The 15,055-nt window shown below is 71.7% G+C and carries 16 protein-coding genes; 8 read left to right on the top strand and 8 right to left on the bottom strand.

The features are described 5' to 3' along the window. Positions 1–14 precede the first annotated feature (14 nt). Both ABZ193_RS19505 and ABZ193_RS19500 read right to left on the bottom strand, forming a co-directional pair. Entirely contained in the window at positions 15–1,325 is a 1,311-nt protein-coding gene (locus ABZ193_RS19505; RefSeq protein WP_354710879.1) for an MFS transporter, read from the bottom strand. Between the two features lie 105 nt (positions 1,326–1,430). After that, complete coding sequence (locus tag ABZ193_RS19500) at positions 1,431–2,396, bottom strand: zinc-binding alcohol dehydrogenase family protein (RefSeq protein ID WP_354710878.1); 966 nt, start codon at positions 2,394–2,396, stop codon at positions 1,431–1,433. 112 nt (positions 2,397–2,508) lie between these two features. Between ABZ193_RS19500 and ABZ193_RS19495 the strand changes: the two genes are divergently transcribed. Further along, positions 2,509–3,147, top strand: a complete 639-nt coding sequence (locus ABZ193_RS19495; RefSeq protein ID WP_354710877.1) for a TetR/AcrR family transcriptional regulator — start codon at positions 2,509–2,511, stop codon at positions 3,145–3,147. On the opposite strand, the gene ABZ193_RS19490 is transcribed toward ABZ193_RS19495, so the two are convergent. Further along, positions 3,134–4,027, bottom strand: a complete 894-nt coding sequence (locus ABZ193_RS19490) for a LysR family transcriptional regulator (protein ID WP_020421338.1) — start codon at positions 4,025–4,027, stop codon at positions 3,134–3,136. The two genes, ABZ193_RS19495 and ABZ193_RS19490, sit on opposite strands and share 14 nt — an antisense overlap. A gap of 107 nt (positions 4,028–4,134) precedes the next feature. Between ABZ193_RS19490 and ABZ193_RS19485 the strand changes: the two genes are divergently transcribed. Genes ABZ193_RS19485 through ABZ193_RS19470 form a run of 4 tightly spaced genes read left to right on the top strand, consistent with a single transcriptional unit; the run spans position 4,135 to position 8,495 of the window. Further along, positions 4,135–5,064 (top strand): CoA-transferase, encoded by a 930-nt coding sequence (locus tag ABZ193_RS19485; RefSeq protein WP_354710875.1) that lies wholly within the window; start codon positions 4,135–4,137, stop codon positions 5,062–5,064. Between the two features lies 1 nt (position 5,065). Continuing rightward, positions 5,066–5,821, top strand: a complete 756-nt coding sequence (locus ABZ193_RS19480; RefSeq protein ID WP_354710873.1) for a CoA-transferase — start codon at positions 5,066–5,068, stop codon at positions 5,819–5,821. Further along, the gene (locus ABZ193_RS19475) at positions 5,818–7,320 is read left to right on the top strand and encodes a 3-hydroxyacyl-CoA dehydrogenase (protein WP_354710871.1); all 1,503 of its coding nucleotides are present in this window, start codon (positions 5,818–5,820) and stop codon (positions 7,318–7,320) included. The genes ABZ193_RS19480 and ABZ193_RS19475 overlap by 4 nt, the downstream gene beginning before the upstream one ends. A gap of 14 nt (positions 7,321–7,334) precedes the next feature. Continuing rightward, the gene (locus ABZ193_RS19470; RefSeq protein WP_020421342.1) at positions 7,335–8,495 is read left to right on the top strand and encodes an acyl-CoA dehydrogenase family protein; all 1,161 of its coding nucleotides are present in this window, start codon (positions 7,335–7,337) and stop codon (positions 8,493–8,495) included. On the opposite strand, the gene ABZ193_RS19465 is transcribed toward ABZ193_RS19470, so the two are convergent. From ABZ193_RS19465 to ABZ193_RS19455, 3 genes are all read right to left on the bottom strand, one after another. Next, the gene (locus tag ABZ193_RS19465; protein WP_354710869.1) at positions 8,479–9,096 is read right to left on the bottom strand and encodes an FMN reductase; all 618 of its coding nucleotides are present in this window, start codon (positions 9,094–9,096) and stop codon (positions 8,479–8,481) included. The two genes, ABZ193_RS19470 and ABZ193_RS19465, sit on opposite strands and share 17 nt — an antisense overlap. A gap of 72 nt (positions 9,097–9,168) precedes the next feature. After that, positions 9,169–9,411, bottom strand: a complete 243-nt coding sequence (locus ABZ193_RS19460) for a DUF2630 family protein (protein WP_020421345.1) — start codon at positions 9,409–9,411, stop codon at positions 9,169–9,171. Between the two features lie 45 nt (positions 9,412–9,456). Next, positions 9,457–10,551, bottom strand: coding sequence for a glycosyltransferase (locus ABZ193_RS19455; RefSeq protein WP_354710867.1), 1,095 nt, complete (start codon positions 10,549–10,551; stop codon positions 9,457–9,459). 223 nt (positions 10,552–10,774) lie between these two features. Between ABZ193_RS19455 and ABZ193_RS19450 the strand changes: the two genes are divergently transcribed. Genes ABZ193_RS19450 through ABZ193_RS19440 form a run of 3 tightly spaced genes read left to right on the top strand, consistent with a single transcriptional unit; the run spans position 10,775 to position 12,104 of the window. Continuing rightward, on the top strand, positions 10,775–11,674 hold the full coding sequence (locus ABZ193_RS19450; RefSeq protein ID WP_354710866.1) for an acyl-CoA desaturase: 900 nt from the start codon (positions 10,775–10,777) through the stop codon (positions 11,672–11,674). Continuing rightward, complete coding sequence (locus tag ABZ193_RS19445) at positions 11,671–11,874, top strand: hypothetical protein (protein ID WP_020421348.1); 204 nt, start codon at positions 11,671–11,673, stop codon at positions 11,872–11,874. The genes ABZ193_RS19450 and ABZ193_RS19445 overlap by 4 nt, the downstream gene beginning before the upstream one ends. A gap of 29 nt (positions 11,875–11,903) precedes the next feature. Further along, positions 11,904–12,104, top strand: a complete 201-nt coding sequence (locus ABZ193_RS19440) for a cold-shock protein (RefSeq protein WP_020421349.1) — start codon at positions 11,904–11,906, stop codon at positions 12,102–12,104. Positions 12,105–12,425: 321 nt separating this feature from the next. Here ABZ193_RS19440 and ABZ193_RS19435 read toward each other — a convergent pair whose 3' ends face one another. After that, entirely contained in the window at positions 12,426–13,682 is a 1,257-nt protein-coding gene (locus ABZ193_RS19435; protein ID WP_354710865.1) for an ROK family protein, read from the bottom strand. Positions 13,683–13,731: 49 nt separating this feature from the next. Next, positions 13,732–14,802, bottom strand: a complete 1,071-nt coding sequence (locus ABZ193_RS19430; RefSeq protein ID WP_354710864.1) for a Gfo/Idh/MocA family oxidoreductase — start codon at positions 14,800–14,802, stop codon at positions 13,732–13,734. Positions 14,803–15,055 lie beyond the last annotated feature (253 nt).

Raw genomic sequence — 15,055 nt, 5'->3', positions numbered from 1 at the left:
CGAAGTCACTCCCCTCAGGCCGCGACGGCCTGCGCACCGGTCGGCTCGCCGGCGCGCTCGTCGTAGTTGGGCTTGCGCAGCAACGCGAGCATGCAGCCCAGCGTCAGCACGACCTGGAACACCGCGTACACGATCACCGCGACGATCGACCCGGTCTGGTTCAGCAGGAACTGGCCCACGATCGGCGTGGTGCCGCCGAGCAGGGTGCCGCACAGCTGGTAGCACAGGGAGATGCCGGTGTAGCGCACGTTCGCGGGGAAGCGGCTGGCGAGCATCCCGGCCAGCGCCGCGTAGTACAGGCAGTGCGGCACGGTCGCGACCGCGGTGCCGATCATCGCGAGCGCGTAGTTCTCGGTGCCGATGAACAGGAACATCAGCGGCATCAGCAGGATCTCCGGCACCAGCATCACGATCACGGCGCGGGACCAGCTGCGCATCTTCGTCGCGATCACCGCGCCCCACGGCTGCACCAGGATCTGCGTGATGTTGGCGACCAGGATGATCGTCAGGAACGAGCTCTTGTCGAAGCTGAGGTCCGAGGTGGCCCAGGACAGCGCGAACGTCGACTTGAAGTAGGTGGCCGACAGGCCGATGGTGCAGGCGCCGATGCCGAGGACGATCAGCAGCGGCTGCGTGCGGAGCACCTCGGTGAACGGCAGCTTGGCGACCTCCTTCCTCTCGATGAGGTTCGCCATCGCCGGCGATTCGGCGACCCGCAGCCGGATGAACAGGCCGACGATCACCAGCAGCGCGGAGAACAGGAACGGCAGGCGCCAGCCCCACGCGGTGAACGCGTCGTCGGGCAGCTGGCTGATCGCCAGGAAGCACACCGTGCTCAGGGTGTTGCCGACGGGCGAGCCCTGCTGGGCGAACGCGCCGTAGAGGATCGACTTGCCCTTGGGCGCGTGCTCGGAGGCGATGAGGACGGAGCCGCCCCACTCCCCGCCGAGGCCGATGCCCTGCACCATGCGGATCGCGATGAGGAGCAACGGCGCGGCGACGCCGATCTGCGCGTAGGAGGGCAGGACGCCGATCAGCGTGGTCGAGATCCCCATCATCAGCAGCGTGATGACCAGTGTCTTCTTGCGGCCGAGGCGGTCGCCGTAGTGGCCGAAGATCACCCCGCCCAGCGGGCGGGCGAGGAAGCCGACCCAGAACGTCGCGAACGCCACCAGCGTGCCGAGCGCCCCGTCCAGCTCGGGGAAGAAGACCTCGTCGAAGACCAGCGCCGACGCGGTGCCGTAGATGTAGAAGTCGAACCATTCGATGGTCGAGCCGATGAACGACCCGATGCCCGCTCGTCTGGCCGCCGTGGCCGTGCTCATGGTGATTTTCTCTCCCTTGAGATCCCGTGTTGCTCGGACACCGTGCCAAACGGGACCTAGAAGAGTCCAATACCGAATCGCGGGGCCGGTAAGACGGCGGTCGTCTCAATCACGCACGAGGATGACCGTGCGCTCCCCGGGCGCGTCCCGGTGGGCCCAGGCCGCCTCGACCTGGTCGAGCGGGAACGGGTTCGGGCGCACGGCCATGCCGCCCGCCGCGATCGCGGCGACGAGCTCGGTGAACTCCGCCTGCATGACCTGCGTGTCCACGGCGCCGAAGCCGCTGCCCAGGATCCGGAAAGCGTTGGAGCGCAGGAGGTGCCCGGACAGGGTGATCCCGTCGCCGCCCATGCCACCGATCTGCACCCAGTCGAGCAGGCGGGTGTGCTGGGTCCGCGCTCCGAGGACGGCACGCATGGCGAGTTCGGTGGGCTGCCCCCACACGTAGTCCAGGACCACGTCGACCTCGGCGGCGGCCTCGGCGAGCGCGGCCACGGTGGCGTCCTCGTCGGGGCGGAGCTGCACGACGGCGTCCGCGCCCTGGTCGAGGAGTTCGTCGAGGCGGGCGCGGTTGCGTCCGGCGGCGATCACCCGCCCCGCGCCGAGGTGCTTGGCGACCTTGACGGCCGTCGAGCCGGCGTTGCCGGTCGCGCCGTGCACCAGGACCGACTGCCCGGCCCGGAACGGCACGCGGGTGCGCAGCGCGGTCCATGAGGACAGCGCCGGGTTCATGGTGGCGGCCACGAGCGCGGGATCGGCTCCGTCCGGAACCGGGATGACGGCGGCCGGATCCACGACGATGCGCTCGGCCAGTGTGCCTGCGCCCATGAGCATGACGTAGCCGAGGCTGCCGTCCGCCCGGCGGACGACGGCGTCCGCACCCGCCAGGGCGGGCAGTGCCTGGGAACTCGTGTAGTGCTTGCCGGCGGCGATGCCGCGCGTGGCGGGGTGCACGCCGACGGCGAGGACGTCCACCACCTCCTGGTCGGGACCAGCCTCAGGAGCCGGGACGGAGCGGAAGTGCGGCGGCTCGTCGAAGGACTCGACAAGCGCGGCGTTGATCGTGGACATGCGGATCTCCCCCCGTTTAGAAACGGCTTGGTATCTTATGGGTCCGAGACTACGTCCGCGGGTTAAGATACGCAAGCAGATCTAACCGAATGGCTGACGACAGGGGGCAGTGATGAGTGAGCGGCGGACGGAGGGCATTGCCACGCGACGCAGGGGTGCCACCCTGGAGAACGCGATCACCGATGCCGCCTGGGAGGTTCTGGTCGACCAGGGCTACCACGGCTTCACCTACGAGGCAGTCGCAGCGTGCGCCGGCACCAGCAAGCCGGTGCTCTACCGCCGCTGGCCGCAGCGCGAGGACCTCCTCGTCGCCACACTCGCCCGGCACTGGCGTCCACTCGACATCCCTCCCGACACCGGCAGCCTGCGCCAGGACGCCCTCGCACTCCTGCGCACGATCAACGCCGAGCGGTCCCGCGCGGTGGTGCTCCTGCGCATCCAGCTGGCGGACTACTTCCGCGAGACCGGAACCACCTTCGACGACCTGCGCGGCCGCCTCCGCCCCGCGGACCAGACGCCCCCCTTCGCGGCGCTCGTCGAGCGCGCCGTCGAACGCGGCGAGCTCGCGGACGAGCCGCGGTCCGCGCGCCTGGTGAACCTGCCCTTCGACCTGCTGCGCCACGACATGCTGATGCGCATGGGCGCGGTCCCGGACGAGGCGATCGTCGAGATCGTGGACACCGTGTGGCTTCCCCTGCTCGGCGTGTCACCCCACGGCGCGCAATCCGCCAGGACCCCTAAGCAGGCGTAGGCAAGGCCTGCTCCGCGATCGCCAGCACCGTCCGCAACGCCGCCGACGGGTTGTCCGGCCGCCAGGCGAGCGCGGCCTGCAACCGCACCGGCTCACCCGCCAGCGGCCGGTACGCCAGCCCCGTCTGCTGGATGTGCTGGCACGACGACACCGTCAGCGTCACCCCGACCCCGGCCGCCACCAGCGCGAGGATCGTGTACGAGTCCGGCGCCTCCTGCACCACCCGCGGGTTGAACCCGGCCGACACACACACCCGCACCGTCGCGTCCCGCACGCTGGACCCAGCGTTGGCCGGGAAGCTCACGAACGCCTCCTCCGCCAGCGCCTCCACCGGCACCTCGTCCAGCCGCGCCAGGGGATGGTCCGACGGCAGCGCGCAGATCATCTCCTCCTCGTCGATCACCCGCGCCTCGACGCCGGGCTGGGTGATCGGCAGCCGGACGAACCCCAGGTCCAGCGAGCCGTCCGCGACGCGCGCCAGTGCCACGTTCGCATACGTCTGGCCGCGCATCACCAGCTCCAGCCCGGGGTGCGCGGCCCGCACGGCGCGGGTCAGCAGCGGCAGGCTCTCGTGGCTGGACGCGCCCGCGAACCCCACCGTCACGCGCCCGTACTCGCCCCGGCCGGCCGCGCGCGCCGCCTTCGTGGCGATGTCCAGGTCCTCCATCACCCGCCGGACCGGGGCGAGGAACGACTCCCCCGCGCTGGTCAGCCGCACCGAGCGGGTGTTGCGCTCGAACAGCTGGACCCCCAGCTCCTTCTCCAGCTGCCGGATCTGCTGCGACAGCGGCGGCTGCGCCATCTGCAGCCGCTTGGCGGCGCGCCCGAAGTGCAGCTCCTCGGCCACGGCCAGGAAGGACGTGAGGTAACGCAGCTCCATTATTACCAACTCCGTCTTGATCTGACTCCGATTCGGTATTGGACACTAATCAATCTCGGTGGCACGGTGAAGACCGCCCCATCCACGAGCTGCACAGGAGCGCGACGATGCCCCGCCCGGGTCCGGACAAGACGATGAGCCTGCGCGACGCGGTCGCGGCTTTCGTGCACGACGGCGACACCGTCGCGCTGGAGGGGTTCACGCACCTCATCCCCACCGCGGCCGGGCACGAGATCATCCGCCAGGGCCGCCGCGACCTCACCGTCGTCCGGATGACCGCGGACATCGTCGTCGACCAGATGCTCGCCGGCGGGTGCGTGCGCAAGCTGGTGTCCTCGTTCATCGGCAACTCCTCCGCCGGGTCGCTGGGCGAGTTGCGCCGCCGGATCGAGCACGCCGACCCCGAGCCGCTGGAGTTCGAGGAGTACAGCCACTACGGCCTGATCTGCCGCTACCTCGCCGGGGCGCAGCGCCTGCCGTTCTACCCGCTGCGCTCCTACGCCGGCTCCGACCTGCCTGGCGTCAACCCGAACATCCGCAAGGTCGCCTCCCCCTACGGCGACGAGCAGATCTACGTCGTCCCGCCGGTCAACCCGGACGTCACGATCATCCACGCCCAGCGCGCCGACCGGGCGGGCAACACCCAGATCTGGGGCCTGACCGGCATCCAGGCCGAGGCGGTGTTCGCCGCGGACAAGGCGATCGTCGTGGTCGAGGAGATCGTGGCCGACGAGGTGGTCCGCTCCGACCCGAACCGCACGGTGGTGCCCGCGCACGCCGTGGACGCGGTGGTCGAGGTCCCGCGCGGGGCCCACCCGTCGTTCGCGCAGGGCTACTACGACCGCGACAACGCCTTCTACCGCGCGTGGTCGGGCATCAGCAGGGACAAGGAGAAGCTGGCCGCGTGGATGGCGGAGTGGGTGCACGGCACGGCCGACCACGCCGAGTACGTCGCCAAGCTGGGCGAGGAGTTCTGGGCCGGCCTCGCGGTCGGCGAAGCGCTGAGCGAACCGGTGAACTACGGACGGAGGCTCTGACATGACCACCTCGAGTGAAACCCTGTCCGTCGTCGCCTCCCGCGAACTGGCGGGCAAGCGCACGGTGTTCGCCGGCATCGGCCTGCCCACGCTGGCCGCGTCGCTGGCCCACCTGACGGTCGCGCCGGACCTGGAGATCGTCTACGAGTCGGGCGTGTGCGGGGCGCACCCGTCGCACCTGCCGGAGACCATCGCCGACGCCGTGCTGATCACCGGTGCCGAGGCGGTGCTGTCGATGCCCGCGTTGTTCGGCTACGTGCTGCAGGGCGGGCACATCGACGTCGGGTTCCTCGGCGCCGCGCAGATCGACCGCTGGGGCAACCTGAACTCCTCGGTGATCGGCGACTGGCACTCCCCGAAGGTGCGGCTGCCCGGTTCCGGCGGCGCGATGGAGGTCATGGCGAACTCGCGCGAGGTGTTCGTGGTGATGCGCCGCCACGACCCCCGGTCCTTTGTGGACGAACTGGACTTCTGCACCTCGCCCGGCCCCGACCGGGCCCTCGCCGACGGTGTGCGGCCCGCCGGGCTCGGCGTCACCAGGGTGATCACCGAACTCGGCATCCTCGCGCGCAGCGGCCCGGGAGAGGAGCTGAAGCTGGTCGCGCTGCACCCTGGCGTCACCGTGGACCAGGCGCGCGAGTGCACCGGCTGGCCGCTGGAGGTGGGCGGCGACCTGACGGTGATCGAACCGCCGAGCGAGGCCGAACTACGGTTGCTGCGCGAAGATGTCGACCCGGAGCGGGTGTATCTGCGATGAAGGAGAGGACCGTGCGCATCAGGATCGTCGGGACCGGGGTGATGGGCCGCGGGATCGCCCAGTGGGCCGCGACCGCCGGGCACACCGTGGAGCTGGCCGACGCCCGGCCGGAGTCGGTCGGCGAGGCCGTGGAGTTCGTCCGCGGCATGCTCGACCGGGCCGTGGCGAAGGGCCGCAGCACCGCCGAGGAGGCCGCCGCGATCGGCGCGCGCCTGGTGCCGCTGGACTCCCCCGCACAGCCGGGCGAGGCGGACCTGGTGATCGAGGCGATCCGCGAGGACCTGGACACCAAGGCCGCGTTGTTCACCGAACTGGAGAAGGCATTGCCGCCCACGACGGTGTTCGCCACGAACACCTCGTCGCTGCCGGTCACGCAGATCGCGGCGCGGCTGTCCGATCCGTCCCGCCTGGTCGGGCTGCACTTCTTCAACCCGGCGCCGCTGATGAAGATCGTCGAGGTGATCCCCGGCGCCCGGACCCGGCCCGAGGTGGTGGACACGGTGTCCGCACTGGTCCGGGACACCGGGCACAGCGCGGTCGTCGTGTCGGACACGCCGGGCTTCCTGATCAACCACGCCGGCCGCGGGCTGGTCACCGAGGCGCTCGCGCTGCTGGAGCGCCAGGCCGCGGAGCCGGCCGAGCTGGACCGCATCGCGCGTGACGTGCTGGGCCTGAAGATGGGCCCGTTCGAGCTGATGGACCTCACCGGGCTGGACGTCACCGCGACGGTCATCGAGTCGATCTGGGCCGGGTTCCGCTACTCCGACCGCCTGCGCGCGTCCTTCCTCACGCCGAACCGGGTCGCCGCCGGCCTGCACGGCCGCAAGACGAAGCAGGGCTGGTTCGACTACACCGAGGGCGCCGAAAAGCCCGTCGAGAAGCCCATCACCGGGGACGCGGATCGTCCGGTGTGGACGGACGATGACGAGCTGCGCGCCGCGCTGACCGAGGCCGGGGCGAAGGTCGCCGACACGCTCACCGAGGACGCGGTCGCGCTCGTCACCACGTGGGGCACCACGGTCGCCACCGCGATCGCCGCGCAGGGGCTGCCGCCGGAGCGGACGTTCGGCGTCGACCCGCTGTCGATCCGGACCGCGCGCCGGGTGCTGGCGATCACCCCGGCCGCCGACCCGGCCGCGGCCCGGGACGCGCGAGCCGTGCTGGCCCGCGGGGACAAGGCGGTGTCGGTGGTGCGGGACGTCGAAGGCGGTGTGGCGCAACGGCTGGTGTCGTCGATCGTCTCGGTGGCCGCCTCGATCGCCGAGCAGGGCATCGCCGCGCCCGCCGACATCGACCTGGGCGTGCGGCTCGGGCTCGGCTACCCGCGCGGCCCGCTGGCCTGGGGCGACGAGGTCGGCCCGGCCCGGCTGCTCGCGCTGCAGCGCGCGCTGCACGAAGCCACCGGCGACTCGCGCTACCGCCCGACGCGGTGGCTGGCCGAACGCGCGCAGCTCGGCCTGCCGCTGACCGCCGCGGGCACCGCGCCCGAAGACGTCTGAGGAGGAGAAAGCCAATGCTGGCACGGGATTTCGGTCTCACCGAGACCCAGCGCGACTTCCGCCGGATGGCGGCGGAGTTCGTGGACGCCGAGATCGCGCCCAACGCCCGGGAGTGGGACCGCGCCGAGCACGTCGACCAGTCCGTGGTGCGGCGGCTCGGCGAGCTGGGGTTCCTCGGCCTGACCCTGGACGAGCGGTACGGCGGGGTGGACGCCGACATGCTGTCCTACGTCCTGGTCACCGAGGAGCTGGGCCGCGGCGACTCCGCGGTGCGCGGGATCGTGTCGGTGTCGCTCGGCCTGGTGTCGAAGACGATCGCCGCGCACGGCACCGACGAGCAGAAGCAGGAGTGGCTGCCGCGGCTGATCAGCGGTGAGGCGCTGGGCTGCTTCGGCCTCACCGAACCGGGCACCGGCTCCGACGCAGGGTCGCTGAGCACCCGCGCCAAGCGCGACGGCTCCGACTGGGTGATCAACGGCAGCAAGATGTTCATCACCAACGGCACGTGGGCGAAGGTCGCGCTGACCTTCGCGCGCACCAGCGACCGCGGCATCACCGCGTTCCTGGTGCCCACCGACTCCCCCGGCTTCACGGCGACGGAGATCAAGGGCAAGCTGGGCCTGCGCGGCCAGGCGACCGCCGAGCTGACCTACGACAACGTCCGCGTGCCCGATTCGGCGCGGCTCGGCGAGGTCGACAAGGGCCTCGGCATCGCGCTCGGCACGCTGTCCCGCGGCCGGATCTCGGTGGCCGCGGGCGCGGTCGGCGTGGCGCAGGCGGCCCTGGACGCGGCCACCCGCTACGCGACCGAGCGGGAGCAGTTCGGCAAGCCGATCGCGTCATTCCAGCTGGTCCAGGAGCTGCTCGCGGACGCGGCGGTGGACGTGCAGGCGTCGCGGCTGCTCACCCACCAGGTCGCGCGCATGGCCGACGCCGGGATGAAGCCGAAGGAGTACGCCACCGACGCTTCGGCGGCGAAGTACCACGCGAGCGAGACCGCGGTGCGCGTGACGAACAACTGCCTGCAGGTGTTCGGCGGGTACGGGTTCATCGACGAGTACCCGGTCGGCAAGTACGTCCGCGACGCCCGCGTGCTCACCCTCTACGAAGGCACCAGCCAGGTGCAGAAGCTGATCATCGGCCGGGACCTGACCGGTGTCAACGCGATGACGTGATGCCCAGCCGCGCCAGCTGCTGGTCGAAGGGGACGAACTCGTCCTCCGCGGCCACGGCCGGCGGGGCGGGCCGCCCGCTCACCGCGGCGGCCAGCTCACCTGCGGCGCGCTCGATGCGCGCGGTCAGGTCGCCGTCCGGCCCGTCGGAGGCGCCCCAGTCCTCCGAGGCGGCGAAGACGGCGGTCGGCATGACGTCGGCGCGCAGGTAGGCGAACAGCGGCCGCAGCGCGAACTCCAGCGCGAGCGAGTGCCGGGCGGTGCCCGCGGTCGCGGCGATGAGGACCGGCTTGCCCTGCAGCGAGCCGGCCTCGATCACGTCGAAGAACGACTTGAACAGGCCGCTGTAGGAGGCGTTGAAGATCGGCGTCACCACGATCAGCCCGTCGGCGCGGATGACGGTCTCGACGGCGTCCCCCAGCTTCGGGCTCGGGAAGCCGGTGACCAGGTTGTTCGCGATGTCGGTGGCGAGGTCGCGCAGCTCGACGACCTCGACCGCGGCGCCGGTCTCGCGTGCGGCGGCCTGCGCCAGGCGGTCACCCAGCAGCCGCGTCGAGGAAGGGCTGCTCAGGCCGGCCGAAACGACCACGAGTGTGCGGGACATGGACCTCACCCTGCTCAGGTAGTTGTGCGTTCAACTAGTCGGCACAACAGCCTGGGCAGGGTGGGTATTCCATCACTGGCGGTAGGACTCGACCTCGCTGACCGGGCGGGCCTGCGCCTGGTCCGGGTCCTCCCCGAACTCGCGCGCGGCCCGGCGCTGGCGGAGCAGGTCCCAGCACTGGTCCAGCTGCTCCTCGACCCGGCGCATCCGGGTGCGGTCCTCGTCGCTCAGGCCGTCGCCGACCGAACGCGACCGCAGCTCGTGCTCCTCGGCGATCAGCTTGTCGATGTTGGCGATGATGTCCTGGTCGGCCATGGTGTGTCTCCTCGTTCCGGTAACCGCTTCAGACCGTACCCGCGATCACCCGTAACTGCGGCCCTTCCAGGCCGCGCCGCGCCCGCGCCAGTGCCGCACGGCCGAGTCGACGGTCATCAGCAGGTACAGCGTCGCCGTGACGGGCAGCAGCAGCGACGCGGGCCACGGCTGCCGGTAGTAGCGCAGCATCGGGACGTAAGTGAGGGTCATCACCAGCCACGCGGCGAGGGCGGGGAGGCGTGCGGGGCCGGCGCCGGCGAGGGTCAGGACCGGGGGCGCGAGGAACACCAGCGCCAGGCCGAGCACGGTGCCAGCGAGAAGCGCCGGGGAGTGCCGCAGCTGGGTGTAGGCGCTGCGGGCGACCATGTCCCACAGCGAGCGCAGGGACGGGTACGGGCGGACGCTGCGCACGTCGCCGGCCAGGCCGAGCCAGATCCGGCCCCCGGCGCGTTTGAGCAGCCTGCCGAGGGCGACGTCGTCGATCACCGCGTCCCGGATCGCGGCCACTCCCCCCGCCCGCTCCAGCGCGCTGCGCCGGACGAGGCAGCACCCGCCGGCCGCCGCGGCCGTGCGGCCGGGGCCGTTCACCCGGCGGAACGGGTAGAGCATCGCGAAGAAGTACACGAAAGCGGGAACGACCAGCCGCTCCCAGCCGGTGCGGGTGCGCAGGCGCGCCATCTGGGACACGAGATCGCGCTCCCCCGCGGCTTCGACCAGCGCGGTGACCGAGTCCGGGCCGTGCGCGATGTCGGCGTCGGTGAACAGCAGGAAGTCCGGCTCGCCGGCCTGCTCGGCGCCGTGGGCGAGCGCCCACAGCTTGCCGGTCCAGCCGGGCGGCCGGTCACCCGGTGCGGTGACGGTGAGGCGGCCGCCGCCCAGGGCGCGCGCGACCTCGGCTGTGCCGTCGCCGCTGCCGTCGTCGACGAGGATCAGCCTCAGCGGCCCCGGGTAGCGCTGGGCGAGCAGCGCGGGCAGTGTTTCCGGCAGGATTCCGGCCTCGTCGCGGGCGGGTACGACGACCGCCACGGAGGGCCACGCCGCGGGCGTCCGGCGGGGCGGTAACCGCTGGTCAGTGCACCAGAACCGGGTGGCGGCCAGCCACAGCCAGACCACCAGCGCGACCACGCCGACGATGATCATGAAGAACAGTTTCCCACCCGGGAATCGTGACGTACCGGATCCGATGGGGTAAGGTCGTTCTTGTCGGGAGTTTTTCGCAGGCTGGCAACCGGGCCGGTTTCGTTCCCTTCGGTTGGCCCTTCGTGGTTGATCCTCCACGAGAGAAGTTTCCTTTTTGACCTCTCCCACTTCCGTCGTCCCGGACCGGAAGAGCCCCAAGCCGTTGCTGTCGGAACAAGCGTCGATGACCGAGATGGTGGTCATCCGGGCGTTCCTGATCATCCCCTTCGTCGCGCTGATCGCGGCCGTTCCCGTGTTCTGGGGCTGGGGACTGAGCTGGCTCGACCTCGCCGTCGCCGCCGCTCTCTACACGGTGTCCACTTTGGGCATCACGATCGGCTACCACCGCTACTTCACGCACGGTGCGTTCCGCGCGAACCGTCCACTCCGGATCGCGCTGGCGATCGCGGGGAGCATGGCCGCGCAGGGACCGGTGATCGGCTGGGTCGCCGACCACCGCCGCCACCACGCGTTCTCCGACCGCGCGGGCGATCCGCACTCGCCGTGGCTGTTCGGCACCTCGCCTGCCGCGCTGGCCAAGGGTTTCTGGCACGCCCACATGGGCTGGCTGTTCGGCCGCGACCGGACCAATGTGGACCGTTTCGCGCCGGATCTGGCCGCGGACCCCGACATCCGCGCGGTGGACCGGTTGTTCCCGCTCTGGGTTTCGTTGTCCGTGCTGCTGCCGGCGCTGATCGGCGGGCTGGCCACGATGTCCTGGCAGGGCGCGCTCACCGGGTTCCTGTGGGCGGGTCTGGCGCGGGTTTCGTTCCAGCACCACGTGACCTGGTCGGTGAACTCGATCTGCCACATGATCGGCGACCGCCCGTTCGCCAGTCGCGACCGCTCGGCCAACTTCTGGCCGCTGGCGATCCTGTCGATGGGCGAGTCGTGGCACAACTCCCACCACGCCGACCCGACCTGCGCCCGCCACGGCGTGCGCCGCGGGCAGATCGACGTGTCCGCCCGGGTGATCTGGGCGTTCGAACGTCTCGGCTGGGCCTGGCAGGTGCGCTGGCCCACCGAGCAACGGCTGGCCCGGCTGGCCGTGAAGTCGTCCGCACCGTCGAAGGGATCGTCATGACCTGGGCTCGCCACGCTTCCGAACAGCAACCCGAGACCGGCCCGATCGCCGAGGCACGGGCCCGGATGGCGCAGGACGAGGCGATCGCCAACCACCGCGCGGCGCGCACGGTCGCCGACCACGCGTTGGACGTCCACGACTGCCGCGAGCTGCTCGACATGCTCGGGCTCACCACGAAGAGCGCGGCCTCCGCGCTCTGATTGTTAGAGAAAATATCAAGGAGAAACACATGGCACAGGGCACCGTCAAATGGTTCAACGCCGAAAAGGGCTTCGGCTTCATCGCGCAGGAGAGCGGACCGGACGTCTTCGTCCACTACTCGGAGATCGACGGCAACGGCTTCCGCAGCCTTGAAGAGAACCAGCAGGTGACCTTCGAGATCACGCAGGGCGCCAAGGGCCCGCAGGCGAGCCGCGTCAGCATCGTCTGACCCTCGCGCGACTGTTCAACGGGCCGGTTCCCCACGGGGGACCGGCCCGTTGCCGTTCGCGGGCACTGCCGGTCCATTGCCGCTCACGCAGAATGATCACCAGCGCCGCCTGGCAACCCCGCGCGCGGCCAGGCAGGCGTACCCACCCGCGCGCCACAGCGCACCCGCCCGAGCGGACCACCTGCTGCCGCCCCCCAAAAACCCGCCTCCCGCCCCGGGCAGGCGCACGAGCCTCCGGAACGCTGCTCGCGCAGCACCGCCCGCCACCGGACCCACTCCGTCGGCCCGCCGCCGCTTCCGGCGGGCTCACCGCCCCTACCGTCAGGCGGCCGTCAGATCCGGCAGCCCCGCCGGTGTGCCCGCGTCGATCCACTTCGCCAGGCGGTCGCGCGTGAACAGCTCGTCCAGCACCATGAACGCGGCGCCCACCACCCCGGCCTGGTCGCCCAGCGACGAGCGCACGATGCGCAGGTCCCGCGTCGCCAGTGGCAGGGACCGTCCGTAGATCACCTCGCGGATCGTGGCGAGCAGGTGGTCGCCCGCGCCGGCCACGCCACCGCCGATCAGCAGCAGCGACGGATTGAAGAAGCTCACCAGCATCGCCAGCTGGTCGCCGATCAGCCGTCCCGCGCGCTGGATCAGCTCCAGCGCCGCGCGGTCGCCGTTCTGCGCCGCCCACGCCACGTCTTCCGCCGTGACCACACCGTTCTCCGCGAGGCGCTCGGCCAGGATCGGGCTGCCACCGTCCTTCGCCGCGGCCTCACCGTCCCTGGCCAGCGCGGCGCCGCCGGCAAGCGCTTCCAGGCAGCCGACGTTGCCGCACCGGCACACGACCGAGGTGTCGGCGCGCGCCGCCGTGTGCCCGATGTCGCCGGCGCACCCCTGGCTGCCCCGGTGCAGGTGGCCGCCGGAGATGAGCCCGGCGCCGATCCCGGTGCCGATCTTGACGTAGAGGTAGTCCCGCGCCCCGGCCGCCGCGCCCGCCCGGAACTCGCCGAGCGTCATCGCGTTCACCTCGTTGTCCACCCACACCGGCGCGTTGTGCCGCCGGGCGAAGTGGTCGCGCACCGGGTAGCCGTCCCAGCCCGGCATGATCGGCGGGGCGCTGGGCCGCCCGGTGGCGAACTCGACCGGCCCGGGCAGCCCGATGCCCACACCCCACACCTGGGCGTCCGGCCGGCCGGCCAGCAGGTCGTCGAAGAGGGCGCCGACCTGGGCGAGCACGGGTTCCGGCCCGCGGGCGACGTCGGAGGCCTCGGTGCGCTGCGCGAGCAGGTTCCCGGCGAGGTCGGTGAGCCCGGCGCTGATGCTGGTCGCGCCCAGCTCGGCGGTGAGGATCACCCCGGCGCCGGAGCGGAACCGCAGCTCCCGCGGCGCGCGCCCGCCGCTGGAGGGCCCCAGCTCGCCGTCTTCCAGCAGCCCGGCGCGCATCAGGTGGCCGACGCGCTGGCTGATGACGGTCCGCCCGAGGCCCGACCGCCTGCCCAGCTCCGGCCGGGTCCGCGCGGCGCCGGAGCGCACCAGGTCGAGCACCAGGACCAGATCGTCGAGCTGGTCGGACGGGATGGTTGCGGTCACGGGGGTCCCTTCGCTCGCACTACCCGGAAATTCGTACCAGGCCCGGCGCTCAGCCGGGCGTGACCTCCACCCAGTCGCGGCGGGCGGCGGAGTTCAGGACCGCCTCGGTGATGGCCGTCGCGCGGGCGCCGTCGGCCAGTGTCGGGAGGCCGTCGGGCTTTTCGCCGCGCATCGCGGCGTAGGCGTCGGCGATGAAGCCGGTGAAGGAGTCCAGGTAGCCCTGCGGGTGGCCGGCCGGGACGAGGTTGCGGGAGGTCGCGTCGGCGCCGAGGGCGGGGTCGCCGCGGTGCAGGATCCGCGTCTCCTCGCGCCCGCCCATCCACAGGACCTCCGGATCCTGCTGGTCGAACGCGTACTCGGTGTCCGGCGTGTCGATCCGCAGCTGCAGCTGGTTGCGCCGCCCCGGCGAGATCTGGCTGATCACCGCCGACCCGAACACGCCTTGCTCGGTCTCGAACTGCAGCAGCGCCGCATCCTCGGTGTCGACCTCGACGCCCGCCCGCACCGGCACGACCCGCGGCAGCACCGCGTGCACCCGCGCGATCCGCTGGCCGGTGACGAATTCCGCCAGATCGCACCAGTGCACCCCGATGTCGCCGAACGCGCGCGACGGCCCGCCGAGCCCGGACTGCACGCGCCAGTTCGTGTCGCTGTCGCGGGAGAGCCAGTCCTGCAGGTAGACGCCGTGGATCAGCCGGACGGGCCCGCCGCGCACGCGGTCCCGCACCTCGCGCACCACCGGGTAGAAGCGGTAGGCGAACGGGACGGCGACCACCCGGTCGGTGTCCCGCCACCGCCGCACGAGGTCGGCGACCTCGGCGCCGCTGGTGCCGACCGGCTTTTCCAGCACGACATGCTTGCCCGCGTCGAGCGCGATGCGGGTCAGCGGCGCGTGCAGGGCGTTCGGGGTGCAGATGTGGACGACGTCGATGTCCGGGGCGGCCGCCAGCTCCTCGGCGCTGTCGACGGCGGTTCGCGCGCCCAGCTCCGCCGCGGCTTCGCGGGAGCGGGCGGGCGTGGACGCCGCCACCGCGGCCAGGTCCTGCCCCAGCGTGTGCACCGCACGGGCGTGCACGGCTCCGATGAACCCGGCGCCGACGATCCCGGCCCGCAACGGCATGCTCACTTCTCCCCCTGTCGACAGGTCTTCTGCACTACTGAAATCATCTAATGCATACCGTGAACAAAAGTCAAGCCGCAAAAAGGGGCGTCGTCCTCGACCAGCCTGGGGGTCACTGGGAGAACGACGCCTCCACCATCATAGCCGCTTCCCGGCGGGGCGTGCAGGGTGAACGGATCCGGACACGAAGAAGGCCGGCGAGCCCCCAGGCCCCGCCGGCCGCGCATCCGCTTCAGCGGATGACGTGGGCCAG

The sequence above is a fragment of the Amycolatopsis sp. NPDC006125 genome (assembly GCF_040614195.1).
Classification (GTDB): Bacteria; Actinomycetota; Actinomycetes; order Mycobacteriales; family Pseudonocardiaceae; genus Amycolatopsis_E; species Amycolatopsis_E tucumanensis.
The sequence above is the reverse complement of the archived record's forward strand: the minus strand, read 5'-3'. Positions and strand labels throughout refer to the sequence as shown.

What these genes read in the sequence shown, in the direction of transcription:
- ABZ193_RS19470 (WP_020421342.1), top strand. Translation starts at nt 7,335, where the DNA reads ATGCTGGCACGGGATTTCGGTCTCACCGAGACCCAGCGCGACTTCCGC.
- ABZ193_RS19500 (WP_354710878.1), bottom strand. Translation starts at nt 2,396, where the DNA reads ATGTCCACGATCAACGCCGCGCTTGTCGAGTCCTTCGACGAGCCGCCG.
- ABZ193_RS19455 (WP_354710867.1), bottom strand. Translation starts at nt 10,551, where the DNA reads ATGATCATCGTCGGCGTGGTCGCGCTGGTGGTCTGGCTGTGGCTGGCC.
- ABZ193_RS19440 (WP_020421349.1), top strand. Translation starts at nt 11,904, where the DNA reads ATGGCACAGGGCACCGTCAAATGGTTCAACGCCGAAAAGGGCTTCGGC.
- ABZ193_RS19460 (WP_020421345.1), bottom strand. Translation starts at nt 9,411, where the DNA reads ATGGCCGACCAGGACATCATCGCCAACATCGACAAGCTGATCGCCGAG.
- ABZ193_RS19465 (WP_354710869.1), bottom strand. Translation starts at nt 9,096, where the DNA reads ATGTCCCGCACACTCGTGGTCGTTTCGGCCGGCCTGAGCAGCCCTTCC.
- ABZ193_RS19475 (WP_354710871.1), top strand. Translation starts at nt 5,818, where the DNA reads ATGAAGGAGAGGACCGTGCGCATCAGGATCGTCGGGACCGGGGTGATG.
- ABZ193_RS19485 (WP_354710875.1), top strand. Translation starts at nt 4,135, where the DNA reads ATGCCCCGCCCGGGTCCGGACAAGACGATGAGCCTGCGCGACGCGGTC.
- ABZ193_RS19505 (WP_354710879.1), bottom strand. Translation starts at nt 1,325, where the DNA reads ATGAGCACGGCCACGGCGGCCAGACGAGCGGGCATCGGGTCGTTCATC.
- ABZ193_RS19450 (WP_354710866.1), top strand. Translation starts at nt 10,775, where the DNA reads ATGACCGAGATGGTGGTCATCCGGGCGTTCCTGATCATCCCCTTCGTC.
- ABZ193_RS19445 (WP_020421348.1), top strand. Translation starts at nt 11,671, where the DNA reads ATGACCTGGGCTCGCCACGCTTCCGAACAGCAACCCGAGACCGGCCCG.
- ABZ193_RS19490 (WP_020421338.1), bottom strand. Translation starts at nt 4,027, where the DNA reads ATGGAGCTGCGTTACCTCACGTCCTTCCTGGCCGTGGCCGAGGAGCTG.
- ABZ193_RS19495 (WP_354710877.1), top strand. Translation starts at nt 2,509, where the DNA reads ATGAGTGAGCGGCGGACGGAGGGCATTGCCACGCGACGCAGGGGTGCC.
- ABZ193_RS19480 (WP_354710873.1), top strand. Translation starts at nt 5,066, where the DNA reads ATGACCACCTCGAGTGAAACCCTGTCCGTCGTCGCCTCCCGCGAACTG.
- ABZ193_RS19430 (WP_354710864.1), bottom strand. Translation starts at nt 14,802, where the DNA reads ATGCCGTTGCGGGCCGGGATCGTCGGCGCCGGGTTCATCGGAGCCGTG.